20 protein-coding genes are annotated in these 19,893 nt (G+C 67.9%); 14 read left to right on the forward strand and 6 right to left on the reverse strand.

The genetic code is table 11. The features are described 5' to 3' along the window. The first annotated feature begins 76 nt into the window (after window positions 1-76). From AC3FMM_RS15415 to AC3FMM_RS15430, 4 genes are all read left to right on the forward strand, one after another. Window positions 77-1,975, forward strand: a complete 1,899-nt coding sequence (locus tag AC3FMM_RS15415; protein WP_115709018.1) for an MFS transporter — start codon at window positions 77-79, stop codon at window positions 1,973-1,975. 33 nt (window positions 1,976-2,008) lie between these two features. Beyond that, the gene (locus AC3FMM_RS15420) at window positions 2,009-2,743 is read left to right on the forward strand and encodes a glutathione S-transferase C-terminal domain-containing protein (RefSeq protein ID WP_488686902.1); all 735 of its coding nucleotides are present in this window, start codon (window positions 2,009-2,011) and stop codon (window positions 2,741-2,743) included. Window positions 2,744-2,828: 85 nt separating this feature from the next. Beyond that, window positions 2,829-3,938 carry a chorismate synthase gene (gene aroC, locus AC3FMM_RS15425; protein ID WP_115679973.1) on the forward strand — a complete coding sequence of 370 codons (1,110 nt, stop codon included), beginning with the start codon at window positions 2,829-2,831 and terminating at the stop codon, window positions 3,936-3,938. A gap of 1 nt (window position 3,939) precedes the next feature. Then, window positions 3,940-5,211, forward strand: a complete 1,272-nt coding sequence (locus AC3FMM_RS15430) for an MFS transporter (protein ID WP_115679974.1) — start codon at window positions 3,940-3,942, stop codon at window positions 5,209-5,211. On the opposite strand, the gene AC3FMM_RS15435 is transcribed toward AC3FMM_RS15430, so the two are convergent. Together AC3FMM_RS15435 and AC3FMM_RS15440 are read right to left on the reverse strand one after the other, a co-directional pair. After that, window positions 5,133-6,239 carry an NAD(P)/FAD-dependent oxidoreductase gene (locus AC3FMM_RS15435; protein ID WP_473703752.1) on the reverse strand — a complete coding sequence of 369 codons (1,107 nt, stop codon included), beginning with the start codon at window positions 6,237-6,239 and terminating at the stop codon, window positions 5,133-5,135. The genes AC3FMM_RS15430 and AC3FMM_RS15435 overlap by 79 nt on opposite strands. 38 nt (window positions 6,240-6,277) lie before the next feature. Next, entirely contained in the window at window positions 6,278-6,994 is a 717-nt protein-coding gene (locus tag AC3FMM_RS15440; protein ID WP_115679976.1) for a FadR/GntR family transcriptional regulator, read from the reverse strand. Between the two features lie 243 nt (window positions 6,995-7,237). Between AC3FMM_RS15440 and AC3FMM_RS15445 the strand changes: the two genes are divergently transcribed. From AC3FMM_RS15445 to AC3FMM_RS15455, 3 genes are all read left to right on the forward strand, one after another. Continuing rightward, window positions 7,238-8,125 (forward strand): flagellar brake protein, encoded by an 888-nt coding sequence (locus AC3FMM_RS15445; protein WP_115709026.1) that lies wholly within the window; start codon window positions 7,238-7,240, stop codon window positions 8,123-8,125. A gap of 89 nt (window positions 8,126-8,214) precedes the next feature. Next, window positions 8,215-9,336: an esterase/lipase family protein gene (locus AC3FMM_RS15450; protein WP_488686903.1), complete on the forward strand. Its 1,122-nt coding sequence runs from the start codon at window positions 8,215-8,217 to the stop codon at window positions 9,334-9,336. Then, the gene (locus AC3FMM_RS15455) at window positions 9,323-10,369 is read left to right on the forward strand and encodes a lipase secretion chaperone (protein ID WP_488686904.1); all 1,047 of its coding nucleotides are present in this window, start codon (window positions 9,323-9,325) and stop codon (window positions 10,367-10,369) included. The genes AC3FMM_RS15450 and AC3FMM_RS15455 overlap by 14 nt, the downstream gene beginning before the upstream one ends. A gap of 83 nt (window positions 10,370-10,452) precedes the next feature. On the opposite strand, the gene AC3FMM_RS15460 is transcribed toward AC3FMM_RS15455, so the two are convergent. Then, on the reverse strand, window positions 10,453-12,141 hold the full coding sequence (locus tag AC3FMM_RS15460; RefSeq protein ID WP_115709032.1) for an electron transfer flavoprotein-ubiquinone oxidoreductase: 1,689 nt from the start codon (window positions 12,139-12,141) through the stop codon (window positions 10,453-10,455). A gap of 363 nt (window positions 12,142-12,504) precedes the next feature. On the opposite strand from AC3FMM_RS15460, the gene AC3FMM_RS15465 reads away from it, so the two are divergent. From AC3FMM_RS15465 to AC3FMM_RS15485, 5 genes are all read left to right on the forward strand, one after another. After that, window positions 12,505-13,290, forward strand: coding sequence for an SDR family oxidoreductase (locus AC3FMM_RS15465; RefSeq protein ID WP_041232111.1), 786 nt, complete (start codon window positions 12,505-12,507; stop codon window positions 13,288-13,290). Between the two features lie 266 nt (window positions 13,291-13,556). Continuing rightward, a complete protein-coding gene (locus tag AC3FMM_RS15470; protein ID WP_115709034.1) occupies window positions 13,557-14,159 on the forward strand; it encodes a TRAP transporter small permease in 603 nt (200 codons plus the stop codon). After that, a complete protein-coding gene (locus AC3FMM_RS15475; protein ID WP_172581733.1) occupies window positions 14,156-15,460 on the forward strand; it encodes a TRAP transporter large permease in 1,305 nt (434 codons plus the stop codon). The genes AC3FMM_RS15470 and AC3FMM_RS15475 overlap by 4 nt, the downstream gene beginning before the upstream one ends. A gap of 64 nt (window positions 15,461-15,524) precedes the next feature. Further along, window positions 15,525-16,553, forward strand: coding sequence for a DctP family TRAP transporter solute-binding subunit (locus AC3FMM_RS15480; protein ID WP_488686905.1), 1,029 nt, complete (start codon window positions 15,525-15,527; stop codon window positions 16,551-16,553). Between the two features lie 52 nt (window positions 16,554-16,605). Beyond that, entirely contained in the window at window positions 16,606-17,007 is a 402-nt protein-coding gene (locus AC3FMM_RS15485; protein ID WP_115679983.1) for an acyl-CoA thioesterase, read from the forward strand. Between the two features lie 13 nt (window positions 17,008-17,020). On the opposite strand, the gene AC3FMM_RS15490 is transcribed toward AC3FMM_RS15485, so the two are convergent. Then, a complete protein-coding gene (locus AC3FMM_RS15490) occupies window positions 17,021-17,566 on the reverse strand; it encodes a PAS and helix-turn-helix domain-containing protein (RefSeq protein WP_092313615.1) in 546 nt (181 codons plus the stop codon). A 181-nt stretch (window positions 17,567-17,747) separates the two neighbouring features. Here AC3FMM_RS15490 and AC3FMM_RS15495 point away from each other — a divergent pair, with 181 nt between their 5' ends. Continuing rightward, the gene (locus tag AC3FMM_RS15495) at window positions 17,748-18,449 is read left to right on the forward strand and encodes a CoA transferase subunit A (RefSeq protein ID WP_012352543.1); all 702 of its coding nucleotides are present in this window, start codon (window positions 17,748-17,750) and stop codon (window positions 18,447-18,449) included. 11 nt (window positions 18,450-18,460) lie between these two features. After that, entirely contained in the window at window positions 18,461-19,099 is a 639-nt protein-coding gene (locus AC3FMM_RS15500) for a CoA transferase subunit B (RefSeq protein ID WP_018006816.1), read from the forward strand. A 68-nt stretch (window positions 19,100-19,167) separates the two neighbouring features. On the opposite strand, the gene AC3FMM_RS15505 is transcribed toward AC3FMM_RS15500, so the two are convergent. Beyond that, a complete protein-coding gene (locus tag AC3FMM_RS15505; protein WP_115679984.1) occupies window positions 19,168-19,503 on the reverse strand; it encodes a helix-turn-helix domain-containing protein in 336 nt (111 codons plus the stop codon). Then, on the reverse strand, window positions 19,484-19,861 hold the full coding sequence (locus AC3FMM_RS15510) for a type II toxin-antitoxin system RelE/ParE family toxin (RefSeq protein WP_115679985.1): 378 nt from the start codon (window positions 19,859-19,861) through the stop codon (window positions 19,484-19,486). Before AC3FMM_RS15510 ends, AC3FMM_RS15505 begins: the two co-directional genes overlap by 20 nt. Window positions 19,862-19,893: the final 32 nt, after the last annotated feature.

A 19,893-nucleotide genomic window follows, 5' to 3' on the forward strand; every position in this document is an offset into this window, starting at 1 on the left:
CGCCAAGGCCGCGGCTGCGGCACACTAGCCGGCGTTCCCGTTTCCGTTGGCGGTCCCCCGACCGACCGGCCCATTCATGAGCCAACACAGCCAGTTCCGACTACTCGGCCTGCGCCGTTTCGCGCCGTTCTTCTGGACCCAGTTCCTGGGGGCGATGAACGACAACGTGTTCAAGGTCGCCTTCACCTCGCTGGTGACCTACCACACGGCGCTGTTCGAGGGCGTCGACGCGCGCAGCGCGGCGTTCCTGATCTCGGCCATCTTTATCGCGCCGTTCGTGCTGTTCTCGGCCACCAGCGGGCAGATCGCCGACAAGCTGGAGAAGTCGCGGCTGATCCGGCTGGTCAAGTCGCTGGAAATCGCCATCATGGTGCTGGGCCTGGCCGGCTTTGCCTGGCACAGCGCGCCGCTGCTGTACGCCGGCACCTTCCTGATGGGGCTGCATTCCACGCTGTTCGGGCCGGTCAAGTTTGCCTACCTGCCGCAGCACCTGGACGAGAGCGAACTGGTCGGCGGCAACGGGCTGGTCGAGATGGGCACCTTCGTCGCGATCCTGATCGGCACGCTGATCGGTGGCGAGCTGGCCGGGCTGCAACAGGGCGGCGCCATGGTCGGGCCGCTGTACGTGGGCGCGGCCTGCGTGATCATCGCCGTGGCCGGGCGGCTGGTGGCTGGCCGCATCCCGGCGTCGCCGGCGCCGCAGCCGGACCTGCGCATCAACTGGAACCCGTTTTCCGAGACCTGGCGCAACCTGGTGCTGGCGCGCGGCAACCGCACCGTGTTCCTGAGCCTGCTCGGCATTTCATGGCTGTGGTTCCTCGGCGCGACCTTCCTGACCTCGTTCTTCAGCTACGCCAAGGATGTGCTGGGCGGCGACCAGAACGTGGTGACGCTGCTGCTGGCGGTGTTCTCGCTGGGCATCGGCACCGGTTCGCTGCTGTGCGAGCGCCTGTCGGGACGCCATGTCGAGATCGGCCTGGTGCCGTTCGGCTCGATCGGCATGACCGTGTTCGCGGTCGACCTGTACTTTGCCAGCCAGGGGCAGGCACCGGCCGCGCTGAGCGGCGTCGGCGCCTTCCTGGCCGCGCCCCACCACTGGCGCGTGCTGGCCGACCTGTTTTTGCTGGCGATGTTCGGCGGCTTCTACAGCGTGCCGCTGTACGCGCTGATCCAGAGCCGCAGCGCGCCCACGCACCGCGCCCGCATCATCGCCGCCAACAACATCCTGAACAGCTTCTTCATGATCGCGGCCTCGCTGCTGGGCGTGGCGCTGACCCAGGCGGGCTACACCATCCCGCAGCTGTTCCTGGTGGTCGGGCTGCTCAATGCGGTGGTGGCGGTCTATATCTATTCGCTGGTGCCGGAATTCCTGCTGCGCTTTATCGCGTGGATCCTGGTCCATACCCTCTATCGCCTGCGCCGCATCAATGCCGAGCGCATCCCCGCGGACGGTCCGGCGGTGCTGGTGTGCAACCACGTCAGCTTTGCCGATGCGGTGGTGCTGATGGCATGCAGCCCGCGCCCGGTGCGCTTCCTGATGGACCACAACATCTTCAAGGTGCCGCTGCTGTCGTGGTTCTTCCGCCAGGCACGGGCGATCCCGATCGCGCCGGCGCACCAAGACCCCGAGATGCTGCGGCGTGCCTACGACACCGTGGCCCGGGCGCTGGAAGACGGCGACCTGGTCTGCATCTTCCCCGAAGGCAAGATCACCGCCACCGGCGACATCAATCCGTTCAAGCAGGGCGTGCAGCAGATCATCCGACGCACCCCGGTGCCGGTGGTGCCGATGGCGCTGCGCGGACTGTGGGGCAGCTTCTTCTCGCGCAAGGGAGCGCCGGCGATGTCGCGGCCGTTCCGGCGCGGCATCCTGAACCGGCTCGAGCTGGTGGTGGGCGAGCCGGTGCCGCCGGAGTCGGCCACCCCGGAAGGGCTGCAGCAGATGGTGCAGGCCCTGCGCGGCGACTGGCGCTGAACCCATGTGCTCCCACGCGGAACCCGACCAACGATGATCACGCTCTACACCTTCGGCCCCGCCTTCGGGCTGCCCGATGCCAGCCCCTTCGTTACCAAGGCCGAGATGCTGCTCAAGCTGGCCGGCCTGCCATACCACGCGCGCCCCGGCAGCCTGCGGCGCGCGCCCAAGGGCAAGCTGCCGTACCTGGACGACATGGGCCGGGTCGTGGCCGATTCCACCATGATCCGCTGGCATATCGAGAAGACCTACCACATCGATTTCGACGAGGGCCTGAGCCCGGCCGAGCGCGGCATTGCCTGGGCCGCCGAGAAGCTGATGGAGGACCATCTCTACTGGGCGGTGGCGCGGGTGCGCTGGCTGGACCAGGCCAATTTCGACAAGGGCCCGGCCCAGTTCTTCCGCAGCGTGCCGGCGCCGGTACGCGGCCTGGCCGAGCGGCTGGTGCGCTACAAGGTGCGCAAGACGCTGTGGGGTCAGGGCCTGGGCCGGCATAGCGAGGAAGAGCTGGTGGCGCTGGCCAGCAAGGGCGTGGCCTCGATCGCCGACATCCTGGGCGACAAGCGCTACCTGATGGGCGACCGGCCGTGCGGGGCGGATGCGACGCTCTTTGCCTTTGCCGGCAGCCTGCTGTGCCCCGTATTCGACACCCCCATCCGCACCGCGGCCGAGGGGCATGCCAACCTGGTGGCCTATATGGCCCGGATGCGCGCCGAGTTCTATCCGGAGCTGGCCGCCGGACCGGTGCCGCAGGGCGTGGCCGCCTGAGCGTTTCCGCACCGCCAGGGGCCGCCCGGGCATCGCCATTGGCCTTACAATGGAGGCCGTCCCCAATTCCTGTGCGGTTTCCATCATGTCCGGCAACACCCTTGGCCTGCTTTTCACTGTCACCACCTTCGGCGAATCGCACGGGCCCGCCATCGGCGCGGTGGTGGACGGCTGCCCGCCGGGCCTGGCGCTGACCGAGGCCGACATCCAGGGCGACCTGGACCGCCGCAAGCCCGGCACCTCACGCCACGTCACCCAGCGCAAGGAACCGGACCAGGTCGAGATCCTGTCCGGCGTGTTCGAGGGCAAGACCACCGGCACCCCGATCTGCCTGCTGATCCGCAACACCGACCAGCGCAGCAAGGACTACGGCAATATCGTCGAGACCTTCCGCCCGGGCCATGCCGACTACACCTACTGGCAGAAGTACGGCATCCGCGACCATCGCGGCGGCGGCCGCTCGTCGGCGCGCCTGACCGCGCCGGTGGTGGCGGCGGGCGCGGTGGCCAAGAAATGGCTGCGCGAGCAGTACGGCACCGAGATCCGGGGCTATATGTCGCAGCTGGGCGAAATCGCGGTGCCGTTCACCGACTGGTCGCACGTGCCGGAGAACCCGTTCTTCGCCGCCAACGCCGACATCATCCCTGAGCTGGAAACGTATATGGACGCGCTGCGCCGCGACGGCGACTCGGTCGGCGCGCGCATCGAAGTGGTGGCCAGCAACGTGCCCGTGGGGCTGGGCGAGCCGCTGTTCGACAAGCTCGATGCCGATATCGCGCACGCCATGATGGGCATCAACGCGGTCAAGGGCGTCGAGATCGGTGCCGGCTTCGACAGCGTCGCGCAGCGCGGCAGCGTGCATGGCGACGAGCTGACCGCCGCGGGCTTCCGCACCAACAACGCCGGCGGCGTGCTGGGCGGCATCTCCACCGGGCAGGACATCACCGTGTCGCTGGCGATCAAGCCGACCTCTTCGATCCGCACCCCGCGCGAATCGATCGACAAGGCCGGCAACGCCGCCACCGTCGAGACCTTCGGCCGCCACGACCCATGCGTGGGCATCCGCGCCACGCCGATCGCCGAGGCCATGCTGGCGCTGGTGCTGGTCGACCACGCGCTGCGCCACCGCGCGCAGTGCGGCGACGTTCGCGTCGAAACGCCGCGCATCCCCGCGCAGGCCGGCCAGACCCGCTGACTTGACGCCGCAGCGTGCGGGCGGCCAAAGCGGGGCCGACGGCCCCGACCATGCCCGCTTCGGGCTCTTTTACCTGGGCTATTACGGCTACGTCGGCCTGATCTCGCCCTACGTCAGCCTGTACTTCGCCGACCGCGGCTTCGACCCGGTGCAGATCGGCGTGCTGATGGCAAGCTTCCAGGTCAGCCGCATCGCCGGGCCCTACCTGTGGGGCTGGCTCTCCGACATGATGCACACGCGCGTGCGCATCCTGCGCGTCAGCGCGTTCACTTCGCTGCTGGCGTTCCTGCTGCTGCCTGGCGTCGGCAGCTACGGCGGCATGATGGCGATGATGCTGACGCTGAGCCTCCTGACCAGCGCGATGTCGCCGCTGGGCGATGCGCTGACCATTTCCACGCTGCGCCGTTACGGCGCCTTCGACCACAGCTACGGCCGCATCCGCATGTTCGGCTCGCTCGGCTTTATCGGCGCGGTGCTGGCCGGCGGGGCGCTGTTCGAGGCGGTCGGCATGCGCGCGTTCCCGTGGGTGGCGAGCGCGCTGCTGGCAATCCTGGCCGGGGTGGTGCTGACCATGCGCGACGCCGCCGACGAGGGCCCGCGCACGACGCCACCGCGCGCCTTGCCGCTGCTGCGCCGCCCGGACGTGGCCTGGTTCCTGGCGTCGGCCTTCCTGATGATGTTCGCGCACGCGGCGCTCTACGTGTTCTACTCGCTGTGGCTGGAGACGCTGGGCTACAGCAAGTTCGCGATCGGCGTGATGTGGACCATCGGCGTGGTCGCCGAGATCGTCTTCTTCTACTACCAGGGCGTGCTGTTCGCGCGCTACGCGCTGCGCACCATCCTGGCGGGCACCTTCGTGCTGGCCGCGCTGCGCTTCGGGCTGACCGGCTACCTGGCCCAGTTCGCGTGGCTGATGGCGGTGGTGCAGGTGCTGCACGCGGCCACCTTCGCCGCCCACCACAGCGCCAGCCTGAAGCGACTGCAGGCGTGGTTTGCCGGACCGCTGCAGGGGCGCGGGCAGGCGCTGTACACCGGCATCTCCTACGGCGTGGGCGGCACGCTGGGCGGGCTGGCGATGGGCTGGACCTGGAACGCGCTGGCGCCGGCGCATACCTTCGGACTCGCCGCCGTGGCCGCGGCGGCGGGGGCCTTCTGCGCGGTGATGAGCTTTCGCGCGGAAGGGGACGGCGCGCTTCAGTCCAGCGCCGCGCAGACCCGCTCGGCAATCGCCAGCGACGAGGTCAGCCCCGGCGATTCGATGCCGAACAGGTGAACCAGCCCCGGCACGCCGTGCACGGCGGGGCCGTCGATGCGGAAGTCCGCCGCGGCTTCATGCGGGCCGCTGATCTTGGGGCGGATGCCGGCATAGCCAGGCTGCAGCGCGCCGTCGGCCAGGCCCGGCCAGTAGCGGCGCACCTCGTCATAGAACGCGTCGGCGTCCGCCGCGTCGACGCCGTATTCGATCTCGTCGATCCAGCGAACATTGGGGCCGAAGCGCGCCTGGCCGCCCAGGTCGATGGTCAGGTGCACGCCAAGTCCTGCCGCCTCGGGCACGGGGTAGATCAGCCGTGAGAACGGCGCGCGGCCGGCCAGCGTGAAATAGCAGCCCTTGGCGTAGTACTGCGGGGGGATGTGGGATTCGGGCATGCCGTCGATGCGGCGTGCCAGTTCCGGTGCCGTCAGCCCGGCTGAATTCACCACCGTGCGCGCCAGCAGCGTGGTGGCGCTGCCGCCTTCCGCGCCGACCTCCAGCCGGATGCCGTCCGGCGTGACCGCGCCGCCCAGCACCGGCGACTGTACCGCCAGCATCGCGCCCGCGTTTTCCGCATCGCCCAGCAGCGCCGTCATCAGGCCATGGCTGTCGACGATGCCGGTCGATGGCGACAGCAGCGCCGCATGGCACTGCAGCTGCGGCTCCAGCGCCTGCGCCTCGCTACGATCGATCAGGCGCAGGTCGTCCACGCCATTGGCGGCCGCCCTGGCACGGATGCCTTCGAGCGTCGCCACCTGGGCCGCGCTGGTGGCGACGATCAGCTTGCCGCAGCGCTGGTGCGGCACGTGGCGGCTGGCGCAATAGTCGTACAGCATGGCCTTGCCGCGCACGCACAGCTGCGCCTTGAGCGAGCCGGCCGGATAGTAGATGCCGGCATGGATGACCTCGCTGTTGCGCGCGCTGGTGATGGTGCCGAAGGCGTTCTCGGCTTCCAGGATGATCACTTCGCGGCCTTGCAGCGCCAGCGCGCGCGCGACCGCCAGTCCCACCACGCCGGCGCCGATCACGACGCAATCCACTGTGTCCATGGTTGTTCCTTGCTTCAGGGGTCTCGATATATTTGGCTTCAGGCGGGCAGGCCCAGGCGCGCGGCGGCGGCCGCCAGGTGCTGCTGCGCGGCTTTGCGCGCGGCCGTGGCGTCGCCGGCGGCAATGGCTTTGGCCAGCGCGGCATGCTCATGGTCGGCCGCGCGCGGCGCGCCAGTGGCGCTGCTCAGCCGCGCGGTGTTCTCCCACGCGCGCTGGCGCGCGGCCAGCATCTGCTGGCCGACGAAATCCGTCAGGCCGGTAAAGCAGGGGTTGTGCGCGGCTTCGGCAATGGCGTGGTGGAACGCCATGTCGGCCGCGGCGGCGCTGGCCATGTCGCCGCGCCCGTCGGCCTGCGCCTGCATCGCCGCCAGTGCGGCCCGGATGGCCTCGACGTCGGCCGCGGTGCGCCGCTGCGCCGCCATTTCCGCGCAGGCGGTTTCCACCACCCGGCGCAGCTCGAACAGCTGTGCCAGCGTGGGGCCGCCATCGGGCGCGCCGGCCACCCGCCAGGCCTGGCCGCCCGGGGTCTCGGAGACATAGGCGCCAGAGCCCTTGCGCGTCACCAGCACGCCGTCGGCCTTCAGCTGGGCAATGGCCTCGCGCACGATCGGGCGGCTGACGCCGAAGGCATCGGCCAGCGCGGACTCGGCCGGCAGGCGCGCGCCCGCGCCGTAGCGGCCGGCAAGGATGTCGTCATGCAGGGTCTGCGCGATACGGGTGGCAAGCGAAGCCGGGCGGGGCAGGAGGGTAGTCATGGCGCTCAATGTGTCAGGCTGTCTGACAGCTTTTTCGGATTCTGGCCGCAACTTTGCGGCGCGTCAAGCTTGCCGGAGGTAGCCGATGCTACACATGCGACCTCGACCTCCATCGCCCCGGACTAAATTTCGCCGCGCTGGCGCCGATAGAAGCCCAATACAGGTGGCGGAGTCCGTGCGTCAGTTCCGCCCAGGGCTCGTCGCGTCCCAGCACGCCCACGCCGGGGCCAACTGCAAACCGCCATGATCCAGCTCACCCCTAACGATCTCCCCGTCGGCCACCCGCTGCCCTGGTCATTGCTCGATGGCGAAGGCAACCTGGTGCTCGGCAGCGGCAACATCATTCCCGATGCGCGCGACCTGGCGCTGGTGTTCCACCACGGCACGGTCTGCCGCGACGATGCCGGCGACGAGGCCGCCGACGAACTGCGCCCCGCCAGCGGGCCGCTCGGCCTGCAGGTCGGCACGCTGCTGCATGTCAAGCTCGACGGCGAGGCCGCGCGCCCGGCCGCGAGCCGACTGATCGGCTTTATCGAGCAGGGCCTCTTCATCACCTGGCCGCAGCTGGGAGGGCGCGACCTGCCATTGCAGGCCGGCGATGGCGTAGTGCTGCGCGGCTTCTCCGGGCAGGCCATCCACAGCTTTACCTCGACCATCACCGCCGTGTGCCGCAGCCCGTTCCGCTACCTGGTGCTGTCCGCGCCAGTGCAGCAGCACGCGACGCCGGTGCGCAAGGCGGCGCGCGTACCGACCCGCCTGGCCGCTTACCTGACCGAACCGGCCGATGACGACGGCATCGACCGCGGTGTGGCGCGCCTGTCGCTGTTGTCCGACCTCAGCACCGGTGGCGCATTGGTGCAGACCACGGCGCCGGCCCCGGCGCCAGGCAGCCGGGTGCGCCTGCGCTTCAACCTGCGTACAGCGTCGCTGGACAGCGAGGTGGTGATCGATGGCTGGGTCCGCATGGCGCCAGCCGGGGCCGCCGGCGACGATGCCGACTTTCCCGCCTTCGGCGTGGCCTTCGACGTGCTGGCCGAGCGCGAACTGACGCTGCTGCAGTGCTACATCTACGAACAGCTGCTTTCGAGCACCCGCATGCCGGTGCAACCCGCCGCGGTAGCAGCCGTTTAGAGGGAATCCGCTAATGTTTTGATTGTCTCCACGGATCGGGCCGCCTTTACTGCTTCCAGCATAAAAAGACCCACCACCGAGGAGACCAGATGGAGCACGGCGAACACCACGCGTGCGGGCAACGCACGCCCGTAGCGCGCACGCAGCAGCAGTCCCGCAAATCCCGGCGCAGGCTGGCAGGCACCGCCGCGGCGCTGGCCGCCGCAGCCATGCTGGCGCAGCCGACACCCGTCGCCGCGGTCACCGTCAATGGCGACTACGCGAAGACGCGCTACCCGATCGTGCTGGTCCACGGCCTGACCGGTGCGGCGAAAATGGCCGGCGTGCTCGACTACTGGTATGGCATCCCCGAAGTGCTGCGTTCCCATGGCGCGCAGGTCTATGTGGCGACGGTGCCGTCGTTCAACAGCGATGCCGAGCGTGCGCTGGCGCTGCAGGCCTATGTGCGCGCGGTCAAGCTGGAGAGCGGCGCCGACAAGGTCAACCTGATCGGACATAGCCAGGGCGGGCCCACCTCGCGCATGCTGGCGGCGATGTCGCCGCAGGACGTGGCGTCGGTGACCACCATCGGCAGCCCGCACCGCGGCAGCGAAGTGGCCGATACCGTGCTCGACCTGATCAACGGCATTGGCGCCATCCCCATCGCTGGCCCGGTACTGGTCAGCATCATCCAGGGCGTGTTCGACACGGTCGGCTGGTTCAACGGCATCAGCAACGGGCAGGCGCTGGACCAGGATGCGCTGGCCTCGCTCAAGAGCCTGACCACGCGCGGTGCCGCCGAGCAGAATGCGCGGCTCGATGCCACGCTGATGCCGGGCACGCAATCCGCACTGGGCGCGGACTGCGACAGCCCCGGCGCCGTGTCCGAGCAGCGCCAGGCGCGCGACGCCGCGGGCAACCTCGTCACCCATACCCAGGCCGCGTATTCCTGGACCGGGCAGGGCGGCCCGCTCAGCCTGCTGCGTTCCAACCTGCTGGACCCGTCCACGGTCATGATGTCGACCTCGGCGGGGCTGATGGCGCTGAAGGGCGCCGGTGCCAATGACGGCCTGGTCTCGGTGTGCAGCAGCAAGTGGGGCAGGGTGCTGGCCACCGGCTACTACTGGAACCATCTCGACGAGGTCAACCAGATGGCCGGCCTGTACCAGGATGCCGATCCGCGCGCGGTCATCCTGAACCACGCCAATCGGCTGCGCAATGACCAGCTCTGAGCGTGCGCCGCGGTTATGGCTGGCCTTGCTGCCGGCCGGCGCCGCGGCCGCTGCAGTGTACTGGCTGACCATGCCGCCGGCTCAGGTGCCGGTGCCGCGGCAGGCGGCGGTGGCAATCGCCGCGGGTCCGCTTGCGCCATCGGCAGATGCGGCGCCCGCTGGCGCCGCCACCTGGCCATCGCTCGCCGGCGTGGAGATGCCCGCAGGCCCCGAGGCCGATGGCGCGGGCACGCTGCGGCTGACGCGCGCGCTGCGCACCTATTTCGATTATTTCCTGAGCGCGCGCCACGACGCCGGCGGCATCGATGCGCTCGATGCGCTGGTGCATGACGATATCCGCCGCCATGTGCACCAGCCCGCGGCCGGGCAGGCGTGGCAGCTGTGGCGCCGCTATGTGGCCTGCCTGGCCGAGATCCAGCCCGAGGCCGCGCACAAGCCGCTCGCGGATGCGGACGGCAAGCTGGATGCACAGCAGGTGCAGCAGCTGCGCGCGCTGCTGGCGCAGCGCAACGCGGCGCGCCAGCGCTGGCTGCCCGAGGTGGCGCAGGCCTGGTTCGGCGACGAGCAGGCCTATGACGAGGCCATGCTGGCCCGGCTGGAGATCATGTCGCAGGCCGGCCTGGACGACGCGCAGCGGCGGCAGCGGCTGGCCGAGCTCGACGCCACGCTGCCAGAGCCCTTGCGTGCCGCGCGTGAAGCCAGCGCGCGTCCGCAGGCCATCAGCCACACTATCGCCGACCTGCAGGCGGCCGGACGCAGCACACAGGACATCGGCGCCGCGCTGGCACAGGCCTACGGCGCAGAGGTCGCGCAGCGCTACCAGCAGCAGGCGCAGGCCGAGCAGTCATGGCAGCAGCGCTACCACGACTACGCCGCGCGCCGCGCGCAGATCGAGGCGTTCACAGGCTTGTCGGAGCAGGATCGGCGGCTGCAGCTGGACACGCTGCGCAGGCAGGCCTTCGACAATCCGAGCGAGGCGCTGCAGGCGGAGGTAGTCGACCAGGCGATGGCAGCGCGGCGGCAGGCACGCTAACGCCTCCGCGGTCGCATAAAAAGAAAAACGGCACCGGAAAATACGGTGCCGTTTTCGATTGCCAGCGCGCTTGCGCGGCCGGCTTACATGCCGACGTAGTTCGGACCGCCGCCACCTTCCGGCGTCACCCAGACGATGTTCTGGGTCGGGTCCTTGATATCGCAGGTCTTGCAGTGCACGCAGTTCTGCGCGTTGATCTGCAGGCGCTCCTTGCCCGAGGTTTCGTCCTGCACGAACTCATACACGCCCGCCGGGCAGTAGCGCGACTCGGGGCCCGCGTACTTGTTCAGGTTGATGTCGACCGGCACGCTGGCGTCCTTCAGCGTCAGGTGCGCCGGCTGGTTTTCCTCATGGTTGGTGTTGCTGATGAACACCGAGCTGAGGCGGTCGAAGGTCAGCTTGCCGTCCGGCTTCGGATACTCGATCTTCTGGCATTCGGCCGCCGGCTTCAGGTACACGTGGTCCGGCTTGGCGCGGTGGATGGTCCAGGGCGGGTTGCGGATGCCCAGCTTGGGCAGCAGCCATTGCTCGATGCCGGTCATCAGCGTCGCGGTGGTGCGGCCCTTCTTGAACCACTGCTTGAAGTTCTTGGCCTGCAGCAGTTCCTTGTACAGCCAGCTCTGCTCGAACGCGGCCGGGTAGGCGCTCAGCTCGTCGTGCTGGCGGCCGGCCTGCAGCGCGTCGTAGGCGGCCTCGGCGGCGAGCATGCCGGTCTTGATCGCGGCATGGCTGCCCTTGATGCGCGAGGCGTTCAGGTAGCCGGCATCGCAGCCGACCAGCGCGCCGCCCGGGAACACGGTCTTGGGCAGCGACAGCAGGCCGCCCGCGGTGATGGCGCGCGCACCGTACGACAGGCGCTTGCCGCCTTCGAAGTACTGGCGGATTTCCGGATGGGTCTTGAAGCGCTGGAATTCCTCGAACGGCGATAGCCACGGGTTGGTGTAGTCCAGCCCGACCACAAAGCCGACCGCGACCTTGTTGTCTTCCATGTGGTACAGGAACGAGCCGCCGTAGGTGGCCGGGTCCAGTGGCCAGCCAGCGGTGTGCACCACCAGGCCGGGCTTGTGCCTGGCCGGGTCGATTTCCCACAGCTCCTTCAGGCCGATGCCGTAGCTCTGCGGGTCCTTGCCGGCGTCGAGGCCGAACTTGGCGATCAGCTGCCTGCCCAGGTGGCCGCGCGCGCCTTCGGCGAAGATCGTGTACCTGGCATGCAGCTCCATGCCGAGCTGGAAGTTGTCGGTGGGCTCGCCTTCCTTGTTGATGCCCATGTTGCCGGTGGCCACGCCCTTGACCGAGCCGTCTTCGTTGTACAGCACCTCGGCGGCCGGGAAGCCAGGGAAGATCTCGACGCCCAGCGCCTCGGCCTGCTGGCCCAGCCAGCGCACCACGTTCGACAGGCTGACGATGTAGTTGCCTTCGTTGTGGAAGCACTCGGGCAGCAGCGCCGGCGGCGTGCCCTTGGAGCCGGTCTCGTTCAGGAACAGGAACTTGTCCTCGGTCACGGCCTGGTTCAGCGGCGCGCCCAGCTCCTTCCAGTTCGGGATCAGCTCGTTCAGGGCGCGCGGGTCCATGATGGCGCCCGACAGGATGTGGGCGCCGGGCTCGGAGCCCTTTTCCAGCACGCACACGTTGACGTCGGCGCCTTTCTCCTGCGCGAGTTGCTTCAGGCGGATGGCCGTGGCCAGGCCGGCGGGGCCGCCGCCGACGATGACCACGTCGTATTCCATGGCTTCGCGCGGGCCGAACTGCTCCAGGAGCTGTTGCTGATCCATTTGTCTCTAACCCTCTGTTTCTTTGCTGCTAGCTGGCAATTGTGGGAAATGCGGTGATCGTTGTGCTGAGAACCGGGCCCGGGCGCGGCGCGGGGCTGCCAGGGGGAGCCGCGCGGACGCGGCGGTGAATCGGCGCCATTTCGCCATCGAACGGCGATCAGACAGCGCTGGAACGGCGTCCGAAGGTGGCCGGATCGCGCGTTTTCCCTCTTTCCCTTTGCGGGCCAAGTTCTTAGAATCTCCGGCATTGTCCGGGACTCGCCACCCACAGGCAAGGATTTTTTTGGAACGGTCGTTCTTTTTTTTGATATGCTGCCTTCTGCTCCTGATGAGGGCTGAGGGGCTCCCGCACAAGAGGTAATCATGGGTTTGTCGATCAATCTGGAAGGCAAGGTGGCGCTGGTGACCGGCGCCTCGAGCGGGCTGGGCTCGCGGTTCGCCACGGTGCTGGCCGCCGCCGGCGCCAAGGTGGTGCTGGCCTCGCGCCGCACCGAGCGGCTCAAGGAACTGCGCGCCGCGATCGAGGCCGAGGGCGGCAGCGCGCACGTGGTGCGCCTGGACGTGACCGACCCGGATAGCATCCGCGCCGCGGTGGCGCACGCCGAGACCGAAGCCGGCGCCATCGATATCCTGGTCAACAACTCCGGCGTGTCAACCACGCAGAAGCTGACCGACGTGGCCCCGGAAGACTTTGACTTCGTCTTCGACACCAACACCCGCGGCGCGTTTTTCGTCGCGCAGGAAGTCGCCAAGCGCATGATCGCGCGCGCCAAGGGCGCCGAGCGCAACGGCAGCCCGCTGCCGCAGGCGCGCATCGTCAATATCGCGTCGGTGGCCGGGCTGAAGGTGCTGTCGCAGATCGGCGTCTATTGCATGAGCAAGGCGGCGGTGGTGCACATGACCAAGGCCATGGCGCTGGAATGGGCGCGCCATGGCATTAATTCCAACGCCATCTGCCCGGGCTATATCGACACCGATATCAACCACCACCATTGGGATTCCGACGCCGGGCAGAAGCTGATCCAGATGCTGCCGCGCAAGCGCCTGGGCAAGCCGGAAGACCTCGACGGCCTGTTGCTGCTGCTGGCCTCGGACCAGTCGCAGTTCATCAACGGCGCCGTCATCACCGCCGACGACGGCATGGTCTGAGCGCCCGCGCGCTGACACCGGGGGCGCAGTCCCCCGCATCCCGCCCACGCGCCAAAAGCGCCGCGAGATGCCCGAGCGCCAACCCTGGGCTTATCCGGTCCCCTTGGGCGCGCCGTCGTCAGTACGCGTCAAACTTCAGAAATTTCGTGCGTGGCAGGCCAGTCTTGGCATAATCCGCCATGTCTGCAGATTAAGTCTTTACATACAAAGCGAGAACGCCGCGGTGGCCGCATGGCCCGAGCGGCCCTGGACCGGAGGCCGGGGAGATGGAGCAACAACCAGAGGCACGGCGCAACGCCGTGCCGCAACACGTCGTCGATTCCGCGGTGATCCCGCAGGCCGCCGACGAAGCGCAGGACGCTGAATTCCGGGTATCGCCCCGCATCGAGGACTGGATTGGCGTGATCGTGATGGTGCTGCTGGTCGGCATCACCTTCGCCAACGTGGTGGTCCGCTATTTCACCGACGAGTCGTTCGCCTGGACCGAGGAATTCTCGGTGTTCCTGATGATCGTGCTGGCGCTGGTGGCCGGCAGCGCGGCGGTGGCGCGCGACCGCAATATCCGCATCGAATTCTTCTTCGAGCGCGGCAGCGCGGCACGGCAGCGCAGGCTGGCGGTCCTGTCGGCGCTGGCGGTGGCGGTGATGTTTATCGCGCTGGCGGTGCTGGGTGCGCGCATCACCTGGGACGAATACACCTTCGGCGAGACCTCGCCCGGCATCGGCGTGCCAAGCTGGTGGTACTCGATCTGGCTGCCGGTGCTGTCGGCGGGCATTGCGCTGCGCGCGCTGGCGCTGATGGCGCGCAACGTGCGCGCGCTCAAGGCGCTGCATGAACAGAGCCGGTCGGCGACGGAGCGTGCGAAATGACGCTGGTTGCCATCATCCTGTTCGTGGTCTTCATCGGCCTGATGCTGCTGGGCGTGCCCATCGGCGTGTCGCTGGGCCTGGGCGGCCTGGTCGCGATCGGCCTGTCCAATCTCGACACGCAGATGTTCGGCCTGCTGGCCGTGCCGCAGAACTTCTATGCGGGGCTGGCCAAGTATCCGCTGCTGGCGATCCCGATGTTCGTGCTGGTGGGCTCGATCTTCGACCGCTCCGGCGTGGCCCAGCGGCTGGTGACCTTTGCCATCGCCGTCGTCGGCCGCGGTCCGGGCATGCTGCCGCTGGTGGCGATCCTGGTGGCGATGTTCCTCGGCGGCATTTCCGGTTCGGGCCCGGCCAACGCGGCCGCGGTCGGCGGCGTGATGATCGCGGCGATGTCGCGCGCGGGCTATCCCGGCTCGTACAGCGCCGCGGTGGTCGGCGCGGCGGCCGCGACCGACATCCTGATCCCGCCGTCGGTGGCGTTCATCATCTACAGCGTGCTGGTGCCGGGCGCATCGGTGCCGGCGCTGTTCGCGGCCGGCATGATCCCGGGCGTGCTCGCGGGCATCGCGCTGATCGTGCCGGCGGTGTGGCTGGCGCGCAAGCACAACATGGGCGCCGCCGAAGCCGCGCTGCCGCGCCCGCCGTTCTGGAAGAGCCTGCGCGAGGCCGCGTGGGGCCTGGTGGCGCCGTTCCTGATCCTGGGCGGCATGCGCGCCGGCTGGTTCACGCCGACCGAGGCCGCCGTGGTGGCGGTGGTCTATGGTCTCTTCGTCGGCATGGTGGTGTACCGCAGCATCGGCATGCGCGACCTGTTCACGATCTTCCAGGAGGCGGCCGAAACCTCGGCGGTGATCCTGCTGGTGGTGGCGCTGGCCGGCATCTTCGCCTATGCGCTGTCGACGCTCGGCGTGATCGACCCGCTGGCGCAGGCGATCGCCACCTCCGGGCTGGGCGAGTACGGCGTGCTGGCGCTGATCGTGCTGCTGCTGATGACGGTGGGCATGTTCCTCGACGGCATCTCGATCTTCCTGATCTTCGTGCCGCTGCTGCTGCCGATCGCCAATGCCTTCCAGTGGAACCCGGTGTGGTTCGGCGTGGTGCTGACGCTGAAGGTGGCGCTGGGCCAGTTCACGCCGCCGCTGGCCGTGAACCTGATGGTGTCGTGCCGGATCGCGCGCGTGCGCATGGAGGAAACCGTGCCCTGGGTGATCTGGATGCTGCTGGCGATGTTTGTCGCCATGCTGATGGTGCTGGCCTATCCGCCGCTGGCGACGTGGTTGCCGGAGTACCTTGGCTATTGATCGCTGTTGTCTTGATTTTGCATTCACCAACAAGAACCTGACGCTTTTCCCCTGAGGAGATGAAATGAAACGTCGTGCCCTGATGCTCGCCACGGCCGCCGCCCTGGCCGCTTCCGCCTTCGCGCCCGCCGGTGCGATGGCCCAGACCTACAAGTCCGAGTACAAGATGTCGCTGGTGCTCGGCCCGGCCTTCCCGTGGGGCAAGGGCGGCGAGATCTGGGCCGACCTGGTCAAGCAGCGCACCAACGGCCGCATCAACATCAAGCTGTACCCGGGCACCTCGCTGGTGGCCGGCGACCAGACCCGCGAGTTCTCGGCGATCCGCCAGGGCGTGATCGACATGGCGGTGGGCTCGACCATCAACTGGTCGCCGCAGGTCAAGGAACTGAACCTGTTCTCGCTGCCGTTCCTGATGCCCGACTACAAGGCACTGGACGCGCTGACGCAGGGCGAGGTCGGCAAGTCGATCTTCGCCACGCTGGAGAAGGCCGGCGTGGTGCCGCTGGCCTGGGGCGAGAACGGCTTCCGCGAGGTGTCGAACTCCAAGCGCGAAATCCGCAAGCCGGAAGACCTCAAGGGCATGAAGCTGCGCGTGGTGGGTTCGCCGCTCTATATCGAGACCTTCAACGCGCTGGGCGCCAACCCGACCCAGATGAGCTGGGCCGACGCGCAGCCGGCGATGGCCTCGGGCGCGGTCGACGGGCAGGAGAACCCGCAATCGGTGTTCGCCGCTGCCAAGCTGTACACGGTGGGCCAGAAGTTCGTGACCACCTGGGGCTACGTGGCTGACCCGCTGATTTTCGTGGTCAACAAGCAGATCTGGGAAAGCTGGACCCCGGCCGACCGCGAGATCGTCAAGCAGGCCGCCATCGACGCCGGCAAGCAGGAAATCGCGCTGGCCCGCAAGGGCCTGGCCGAGGCCGGTGCGCCCGCGTGGAAGGAGATGGAAGCCCACGGCGTCAAGGTCACGCACCTGACGCCGGCCGAGCACGACGCCTTCCGCAAGGCGACCGCCAAGGTCTACGACAAGTGGAAGAAGCAGATCGGCGCCGACCTTGTCACCAAGGCCGAAGGCGCGATTGCCAAGCGCTAAGTCATGAAGCAGGCCCGCCAGTGTCGGCGGGCCTGTTGCATTGGAGGCTTCGATGAAACACGTCTACACGGTGGTCATGCCGATCCGGTGGGGCGACATGGATGCGATGGGCCATGTCAACAACACCGTCTATTTCCAGTACCTGGAGCAGGCGCGCATCGAGTGGTTCGCGTCGCTGGGCCGCGGCGGCAAGGATGCGAACGGGCAGGGGCCGGTCATCATCAACGCGCATATGACCTTCCTGAAGCAGCTGCGCTATCCGGGCCAGATCGAATGCCGCGTGTATGCGGGACAGCTGGGGCGCACCAGCTTCGAGACGCGCATGGAAATCCGGCGCACCGACCTGCCGGAGGTGGTGTGGGCCGAGGGGGGCGCCAAGGTGGTGTGGTGCGATTATGCGGCGGAGAAATCGGTGCCGGTGCCGGCGGAGATTCGGGCGATCATCGAAGGGTGATTGTTTTTCAGTGTCAGTGAGCCACCAGCCGCTGCACCAGATCCACCGACGTACTCGCCCCATACTTCTTCATCAGCCGCGCCCGATAGATATCGACCGTGCGCGGGCTGATCGCCAGCAGCTTGCCGATCTGCTTGCTGGTCTTGCCTTCCACCAGCTGCGCCGCGATCTCGCGTTCGCGCGCGGTCAGTTCGGCGGTGACCTGGCGCTTTTGCGACAAGTCCTCGAAGGTCCAGATGCCGGCGCCGAGCGGCTGCGCCCGGTCCAGTGCGCGGCCGGTGACGTGGCACCAGAACAGCTCCCCGCCGGCGCGCTTCATGATGCGCTCGTCCGAATACATGCCCCGCTTGCCCATGATCGGCGCGATGCGCGCGCCGGTGCGCTCGAACTCGTCGGCGGTGGGGTAGAGCACCTGGAACGACTGGCCCAGCAGGGCCTCGCGCGTGGTGCCGAAGATGCGGCAGACCTCTTCGTTGCAATCCTCGATCACGCGCTCGCGTGACAGCACCAGGCCCACGGGGGCGAGCTGGAAGGCGGTCTGGTAGTCGATGGCGGGCATCTGCTTATGTATTTTTACGTAATGGCGTAGCCGGCTGTGCTTGCGTATGCTGTCGGTCGGACGCGTTACGGCGACGGCCGACCGCCCGTTGCCGATTGTACCGTTACAATTTCCTTGCGTCGCCCGCCGCACTACCCGCCGGCGGGGAGATCGACAGGGACTACCGAGGAAGGAGCGAAGCATGAACAAGGTCTACGCCAGCGCCGCAGAAGCGCTTGCAGGCGTCGTCCGCGACGGCCAGACGATCGCCGTGGGCGGTTTCGGCCTGTGCGGCATCCCCGAGGCGCTGATCGGCGCGCTGCGCGACAGCGGCGCCAAGCAGCTGACCTGCATCTCCAACAACGCCGGCGTCGACGGCTTCGGCCTGGGCCTGCTGCTGGCCACGCGCCAGATCAAGAAGATGATCTCGTCCTACGTGGGCGAGAACAAGGAGTTCGAGCGCCAGTACCTGGCCGGCGAACTGGAGCTGGAATTCACCCCGCAAGGCACGCTGGCCGAAAAACTGCGCGCCGGCGGCTCGGGCATCCCGGCCTTCTTCACCAAGACCGGTGTCGGCACCATCGTCGCGGAAGGCAAGGAAATCCGCGAATTCGACGGCGAAAAGTACGTGATGGAGCGTTCGCTGACCGCCGACGTCGCGCTGGTCAAGGCCTGGAAGGCCGACAAGGCCGGCAACCTGGTGTTCCGCCGCACCGCGCGCAACTTCAACCCGATGTGCGCCATGGCGGGCAAGGTCACCGTGGCCGAGGTCGAGCAGATCGTCGAGACCGGCGAGCTGGATCCGGACGAGATCCACCTGGCCGGCATCTTCGTGCAGCGCCTGGTGCTCAACGCCAACCCCGAGAAACGCATCGAGCAGCGCACCGTGCGCGCGGCCAGCTAAGGAGACCCATCATGGCATGGACACGTGACGAAATGGCCGCGCGCGCCGCGGCCGAGCTGCAGGACGGTTTCTACGTCAACCTGGGCATCGGGCTGCCGACGCTGGTAGCCAACTGGGTGCCCGAAGGCATGGAAGTTTGGCTGCAATCCGAGAACGGCCTGCTCGGCATCGGCCCGTTCCCGACCGAAGCCGAGGTCGACGCCGACATGATCAATGCCGGCAAGCAGACCGTGACCACGCTGCCGGGCTCGTCGATCTTCTCGTCGGCCGACTCGTTCGCGATGATCCGCGGCGGCCACATCAACCTGGCCATCCTGGGCGCGATGCAGGTCAGCGAGAAGGGCGACCTGGCCAACTGGATGATCCCCGGCAAGATGGTCAAGGGCATGGGCGGCGCGATGGACCTGGTCGCCGGCGTCGGCCGCGTGGTGGTGCTGATGGAACACACCGCCAAGAAAAAGGACGGCACCGAGGACCTCAAGATCCTGAAGCAGTGCAACCTGCCGCTGACCGGCGTGGGCGTGGTCAACCGCATCATCACCGACCTGGGCGTGATCGACGTGACCGCGGACGGCCTCAAGCTGGTGGAGACCGCGCCGGGCGTCAGCCGCGAGGAAATCCAGGCGAAGACGGGGGCGCCGCTGCTGTAAGCAGGTTCGGGCGCACGCCGACATCAGCAACCCCCTGCAAGCTATGCGCTTGCAGGGGGTTCTTGTTTTCAGGCTACTTTGAGCGTGAGGTGGCCGATCGGCTCCGGCGCGGGGCTGACCGTGATTTCGATGTCGTACCCAAGCCGGTTCAGGCAGTCCATCAGCTTGCGCTCCGACAGGTTGGCGAAGTCGCCGCGAAGCAGTCCGGAGACCTTCGGTTGCGGGATGCCCATGCGGTGGGCCGCTTCTTCCTGGGTCAGGCCAAGGCTGCGTACGGCTCGCGTGATCTCGATGGCCAGTCCGGACTTGATCCGGAGCTTGTCGGCCTCCGGGACGCCCAGGTCGGCAAACACGTTGCCGGAGCTGGCCTCGACCTCGATGCCGTCAATCCTGCGTTTTGCCATGTCGTAACTCCCATGCCAGCGCTTCGGCGACCTTCAGCCTGGCGCCAATGATTTCGATGTCTGCCTTCGGCGTGGCAATGCCGCGTTTGCTCTTCTTCTGGAAGCAGTGAAGGACGAACACCGCTTCAGCAAATTTCACGGTATAGACGGCGCGGTACGTGCCGGCAGCGTCGTCCTCGAGTATTTCGAGCACCCCGGCGCTGCCAAAACCTTTTAGAGTCTTCGCCGCATCATGTCGCTCTCCACGCTGGGCAAAATGCAGGGCATGGCCGAAAAACCTCCGCACGTCGAGCGGAAGCGCCGTCAGGTCCTTCTTGCTGCTCCCGATCCAGAAGAGTGGTTTTTCCTTGGCTGGCATCCAGGTAATATACCTGAACTGGTATAAACCAG

It is taken from the genome of Cupriavidus sp. 207A1, assembly GCF_057798955.1.

What these genes read in the sequence shown, in the direction of transcription:
- AC3FMM_RS15415 (WP_115709018.1), top strand. Translation starts at nt 77, where the DNA reads ATGAGCCAACACAGCCAGTTCCGACTACTCGGCCTGCGCCGTTTCGCG.
- AC3FMM_RS15420 (WP_488686902.1), top strand. Translation starts at nt 2,009, where the DNA reads ATGATCACGCTCTACACCTTCGGCCCCGCCTTCGGGCTGCCCGATGCC.
- aroC (WP_115679973.1), top strand. Translation starts at nt 2,829, where the DNA reads ATGTCCGGCAACACCCTTGGCCTGCTTTTCACTGTCACCACCTTCGGC.
- AC3FMM_RS15435 (WP_473703752.1), bottom strand. Translation starts at nt 6,239, where the DNA reads ATGGACACAGTGGATTGCGTCGTGATCGGCGCCGGCGTGGTGGGACTG.
- AC3FMM_RS15440 (WP_115679976.1), bottom strand. Translation starts at nt 6,994, where the DNA reads ATGACTACCCTCCTGCCCCGCCCGGCTTCGCTTGCCACCCGTATCGCG.
- AC3FMM_RS15445 (WP_115709026.1), top strand. Translation starts at nt 7,238, where the DNA reads ATGATCCAGCTCACCCCTAACGATCTCCCCGTCGGCCACCCGCTGCCC.
- AC3FMM_RS15450 (WP_488686903.1), top strand. Translation starts at nt 8,215, where the DNA reads ATGGAGCACGGCGAACACCACGCGTGCGGGCAACGCACGCCCGTAGCG.
- AC3FMM_RS15455 (WP_488686904.1), top strand. Translation starts at nt 9,323, where the DNA reads ATGACCAGCTCTGAGCGTGCGCCGCGGTTATGGCTGGCCTTGCTGCCG.
- AC3FMM_RS15460 (WP_115709032.1), bottom strand. Translation starts at nt 12,141, where the DNA reads ATGGATCAGCAACAGCTCCTGGAGCAGTTCGGCCCGCGCGAAGCCATG.
- AC3FMM_RS15465 (WP_041232111.1), top strand. Translation starts at nt 12,505, where the DNA reads ATGGGTTTGTCGATCAATCTGGAAGGCAAGGTGGCGCTGGTGACCGGC.
- AC3FMM_RS15470 (WP_115709034.1), top strand. Translation starts at nt 13,557, where the DNA reads ATGGAGCAACAACCAGAGGCACGGCGCAACGCCGTGCCGCAACACGTC.
- AC3FMM_RS15475 (WP_172581733.1), top strand. Translation starts at nt 14,156, where the DNA reads ATGACGCTGGTTGCCATCATCCTGTTCGTGGTCTTCATCGGCCTGATG.
- AC3FMM_RS15480 (WP_488686905.1), top strand. Translation starts at nt 15,525, where the DNA reads ATGAAACGTCGTGCCCTGATGCTCGCCACGGCCGCCGCCCTGGCCGCT.
- AC3FMM_RS15485 (WP_115679983.1), top strand. Translation starts at nt 16,606, where the DNA reads ATGAAACACGTCTACACGGTGGTCATGCCGATCCGGTGGGGCGACATG.
- AC3FMM_RS15490 (WP_092313615.1), bottom strand. Translation starts at nt 17,566, where the DNA reads ATGCCCGCCATCGACTACCAGACCGCCTTCCAGCTCGCCCCCGTGGGC.
- AC3FMM_RS15495 (WP_012352543.1), top strand. Translation starts at nt 17,748, where the DNA reads ATGAACAAGGTCTACGCCAGCGCCGCAGAAGCGCTTGCAGGCGTCGTC.
- AC3FMM_RS15500 (WP_018006816.1), top strand. Translation starts at nt 18,461, where the DNA reads ATGGCATGGACACGTGACGAAATGGCCGCGCGCGCCGCGGCCGAGCTG.
- AC3FMM_RS15505 (WP_115679984.1), bottom strand. Translation starts at nt 19,503, where the DNA reads ATGGCAAAACGCAGGATTGACGGCATCGAGGTCGAGGCCAGCTCCGGC.
- AC3FMM_RS15510 (WP_115679985.1), bottom strand. Translation starts at nt 19,861, where the DNA reads ATGCCAGCCAAGGAAAAACCACTCTTCTGGATCGGGAGCAGCAAGAAG.